This window comes from Nevskia soli (assembly GCF_903970205.1).
Classification (GTDB): domain Bacteria; phylum Acidobacteriota; class Terriglobia; order Bryobacterales; family Bryobacteraceae; genus Bog-113.
The window spans coordinates 1-3,919 of sequence record NZ_CAJCHS010000398.1 but is presented as its reverse complement, the minus strand read 5'-3'; the positions used below and the strand labels follow the sequence as shown (position 1 = coordinate 3,919).

General features: G+C 58.6%; 4 protein-coding genes. 1 reads left to right on the top strand and 3 read right to left on the bottom strand.

Annotated features, from left to right (window positions below):
• Window positions 1–2,261, top strand: a 2,261-nt coding sequence (locus tag H1Y01_RS17275; protein ID WP_180541752.1) for a M1 family metallopeptidase, incomplete at its 5' end; no start/stop codon positions are given.
• A 4-nt stretch (window positions 2,262–2,265) separates the two neighbouring features.
• On the opposite strand, the gene H1Y01_RS17270 is transcribed toward H1Y01_RS17275, so the two are convergent.
• The 3 genes from H1Y01_RS17270 to H1Y01_RS17260 form a co-directional block, all read right to left on the bottom strand.
• On the bottom strand, window positions 2,266–2,409 hold the full coding sequence (locus H1Y01_RS17270) for a hypothetical protein (protein WP_180541751.1): 144 nt from the start codon (window positions 2,407–2,409) through the stop codon (window positions 2,266–2,268).
• A 66-nt stretch (window positions 2,410–2,475) separates the two neighbouring features.
• A complete protein-coding gene (locus H1Y01_RS17265) occupies window positions 2,476–3,366 on the bottom strand; it encodes a DUF4351 domain-containing protein (protein WP_180541750.1) in 891 nt (296 codons plus the stop codon).
• A 20-nt stretch (window positions 3,367–3,386) separates the two neighbouring features.
• Window positions 3,387–3,824 carry a hypothetical protein gene (locus H1Y01_RS17260; RefSeq protein WP_180541749.1) on the bottom strand — a complete coding sequence of 146 codons (438 nt, stop codon included), beginning with the start codon at window positions 3,822–3,824 and terminating at the stop codon, window positions 3,387–3,389.
• Between the last annotated feature and the right edge of the window lie 95 nt (window positions 3,825–3,919).

Genomic DNA, 3,919 nt, shown 5'->3' with positions numbered 1-3,919 from the left:
AGAACAGCACGGCGATCTTCCGGCAGAAAGACAACGACAACTGGTACATCTTCTCGCAGTTTGAAGCGACGGATGCGCGCGGCGCTTTTCCCTGCTTCGACGAACCTTCTTATAAGACGCCCTGGCAACTGACCCTGCACGTTCCGGCAGCCGACACGGCTATCAGCAATACAACGCCGATTTCAGATAAGACGGACGGCGCGATGCGAACCGTTCAGTTCCATGAGACCAAGCCGCTGCCGAGTTACCTCGTGGCATTCGCAACCGGGCCGTTCGAGTATGTGCCCGCGGGTTTCACCGCGAGGAATCATGTCCCGGTGCGGATCGTTGTGCCGAAGGGGCATGCGGCGGAAGCAGCGTATGCCGCTGAAGTTACCGCTGGGATCATCAATCATCACGAGCAATACTTCGGCATTCCGTTTCCCTATGACAAGGCCGACCAAGTCGCGGTTCCCGACACCTCCGGATGGGGCGCGATGGAGAACCCCGGCATGGTGACGTATGCACAGAACATCATACTTGCCAAACCGGAATCCGACACGATCAATCGGAAGCGCGGATACTTCGTGACCGCCGCGCATGAGTTGGCGCACCAGTGGTTCGGCGATCTGGTGACAACGGCGTGGTGGAACGATATCTGGTTGAACGAGGCGTTCGCAACTTGGTTCGAGCAAAAGTCGACTGTCGAGATGCATCCGGAGTGGCATACCAATGTTGAGGACGTGGATGAAAAGCTCGGGGCCATGCGTGAAGACAGTCTGATGACGGCGCGCAAAATCCGGCAGCCGATCGAGACTAAGGACGACATCAATAATGCCTTCGATTCGATCACCTATCAGAAGGGCGGCGCGGTGATCGGGATGTTCGAAACCTACATGACTCCGGCTGAGTTCCGGAAGGGCGTGCAGGCTTACCTGAAGCAATATTCGTGGAAGGCAACCACCGCTGACGAGTTTCTGGATTCGCTCAGTTCTTCGTGGCGCAAAGATGTGTCCAAGCCGTTTTCGACGTTCCTGAACCAATCCGGAATCCCGATGGTTTCGGTCACATTGAAGTGCGATCAGGGCGCGCCGTCGCTGCATCTGGAACAGTCGCGCTTTCTGCCGCTCGGTTCGAAAGGCGGCGCGGATCAGGTCTGGAGCGTGCCGTTTTGCGTGCGCTACCCGGACGGTAAGAGCGAGTGTACGCTCATGACCGCGCCCTCACAGGATTGGTCGCTGAAAGCCACGAGTTGCCCGGCGTGGATCGAAGCGAATGCCGATGCCAAAGGTTATTATCGCGTCGATTATCAGGGCGACTTACTAGCGAAGCTGACCGCCGGCGATGTGCAAACCCGGCTCACGGCGCCTGAGCGCGTGGACCTGATGGGGAATGCGGAGGCGCTTTCGGGCGCCGGAAAACTTGGCGCCGGCGAAGCGCTCGGCCTGGTGGCGACATTCCACAACGACCCGGAACGGGACGTCCTGATCAACGCCGCGCAGCTTGCCTTGACCCCGCGCGCCTATCTCGTCCCGCAGAGTCTCGAGCCGAATTATCAGCGCTTCCTCGACAAGAATTTCCAGGCGCGCGCGCATGAGCTGGGGTGGACGCCGAAGCCGGGCGAATCCGAGGACGCACGTTTACTGCGGCCGCAGCTGGTGCGGATCGTAGCGACTTACGGCGGCGATCAGGAACTCGCGAAACAAGCGGCTGAGCTAGCCGAGAAATGGTTTCAGAATCACGACAGTCTCGATCCGAATGTCACGACGTCGGTGCTCCGTACCGCGGCTTTCTACGGAGATAAGACGCTGTTCGATCGGTTCCTTGCCGAGTTCGGGGAGACGCGGGATAAGCAGGTGCGGCAGCGGCTGGTCGCCGCGATGGGATCGTTCCGCGACCCGGCTGCGATTCAGGCGGGGATGAACAGCGTGATCGACGGCAAGGTTCCGTTCATGGAAGGCGCGTTTCTTCTCTTCAACGGACAAACCGAGCCATCTACTCGTAAGCTGCCGTTTGAATTTCTGCAGGCGCATTGGGACAAGGTAACTTCGATGATGCCGAGCGGCGGCGGGTTCGACTTCGGTTCGGTGCTACCGCAGGTGGGCGCGTCTTATTGCGATGCGCAATCGCGGGATGAGCTGGAAGCTTTCTTCAAGCCGCGCGTGGATAAGTTCGTGGGCGCGCCGCGGACCCTGGATCAGGTTGTGGAGAGTATCAACCTTTGTATCGCGCAGACAGCGGCGCAGAAGCCGCAGGTTGAGGCTTTCCTGGCTAACTATTAAAACGCTAAGTACTAGAGTTATTGAAACCGTCTTCGAGGGTCTGGCCGTCGATTAAGCGGACCCCCAGATCCACCAGGTTTTCGAGCGACTGGCTATTAAGCCGCTGCTCCGCCCACGCAGGAATGACGCCGAACCGCGTTTCGATCATAGGGCGGAAGAACTTCCGCGCGCTTTGGGCCTCGACCTCAAGTTTGGCCCGACTACGTGCCAGAGGTTATCGTAGCAATTCTTCGAGGCTCCCGACGTCGAGTAAGCGGAGGCCGAGGTTCTCCAAGTCTGCGACCGACTGGCTATTAAGCCGCTGCTCCGCCCATTCGGGAATGACGCCGAAGCGCTTTTCGAGCTGACGGCGCAAAAACCGCCGCTCGCCTTCGACTTCACCCTCAATTTTGCCCTCAATTTTGCCCTCAAGTTTGCCCTGAAGTTTGCCCTTAAGTTCGCCCTTAAGTTCGCCCTCTTCCAAACCGCGCTTATATTCGCGGCCAAGAACCTTATTGCTCAAAATGAGGTCATGGAAAGTTGCCATCTTCTGAATCCCCTTATCGACTGTATCTTCAAGCCCTCGTAAGCCCGCCAAAATAAAGAGCTGCTCGATCGCTTCCTCGCGCTTCGTCGCCTCCAGTGTCGCGATCTTACCGAGGATATCTGTAACCGCACGCCGCTGGTCCGGCAGTCGCGTCAGAATCGCTAATACATTATCGCCGACATGATCGCTCCGGAGAAGCGCTTCGCCGTCGAGATTCCGCAGATCGACGATCTGATAGCTGAAGGAAAAGCGCGGGCCTTCGAGACTCCCCGGCATCCGTAGATCCGGCTCGCCGGCGTAGAGTACGATCTGCCGCGCGAAGATCTTGAATATCCGATAAATACCGAGCGCGTACTCAGCCATCCGCTGCGGCATGTCCGGATCGTTGGCGACTTGCAATTCCAGGTGCAGCAGGCTGCCATCCAGCGCTCGTCCCAGCAGGTCCATTCGGGGATTCGCTACTTTCGGCAGCTCGATATCCAGCCACTCCTGAATCGATAGGCCGGTCGCCGCGCGGACCGCCCGCCCGGCGGAGTCTCGCAATAGCGTCTTCAGCGTTACGTCGTAATGTTGCGCCACGGGCTTCTTTAACCTGAGGTCTACCGTGCGGTTTTGATCTCGAAGCTCTGCGACTCCGTGTGCCCCTTGCCGTCTCCAATCGTCAACGTATACTTCGTAGTTTTCTTCACTACACTATCGAAGCAATAAGAAAGCGCGGGATAAACGTGCGCGACCGGCGGATCAAGCGTAACCGTCTTGGCTCCCGTGACGCCGTAGCAGATCGTCGCGCTACCCCCGGGAGTTACAATCCCCGGTGAAGCGTAAAAGCTCGTGATCTTGAGCTGGCTGAGGTCTCCTACGCGGTCCAGCGTGTCGCGAGCGCGCTCGACCTCTTTGTTCTGGGCGGCTTGTTTCGCGCTTTGCGCATCGCTGTAGCGCGAGTAGAAAGTATAGGCGACATAGAGCGCCGCGATGACAACCGCGACGCTCGTGTAGGGAAGGATCTTGCGGAGTAGCGGAAGCGGTTCGTCGTCCATTACGCCGTGCGCATCGCTTCGGACTTATCACCCGAAATGGCCGCCTGCGCCGCCGCGAGTCGCGCGATCGGCACGCGATACGGCGAGCACGAAAC

Coding starts and splice junctions, on each gene's coding strand:
- H1Y01_RS17260 (WP_180541749.1), bottom strand. CDS start 3,824: ATGGACGACGAACCGCTTCCGCTACTCCGCAAGATCCTTCCCTACACG.
- H1Y01_RS17270 (WP_180541751.1), bottom strand. CDS start 2,409: ATGATCGAAACGCGGTTCGGCGTCATTCCTGCGTGGGCGGAGCAGCGG.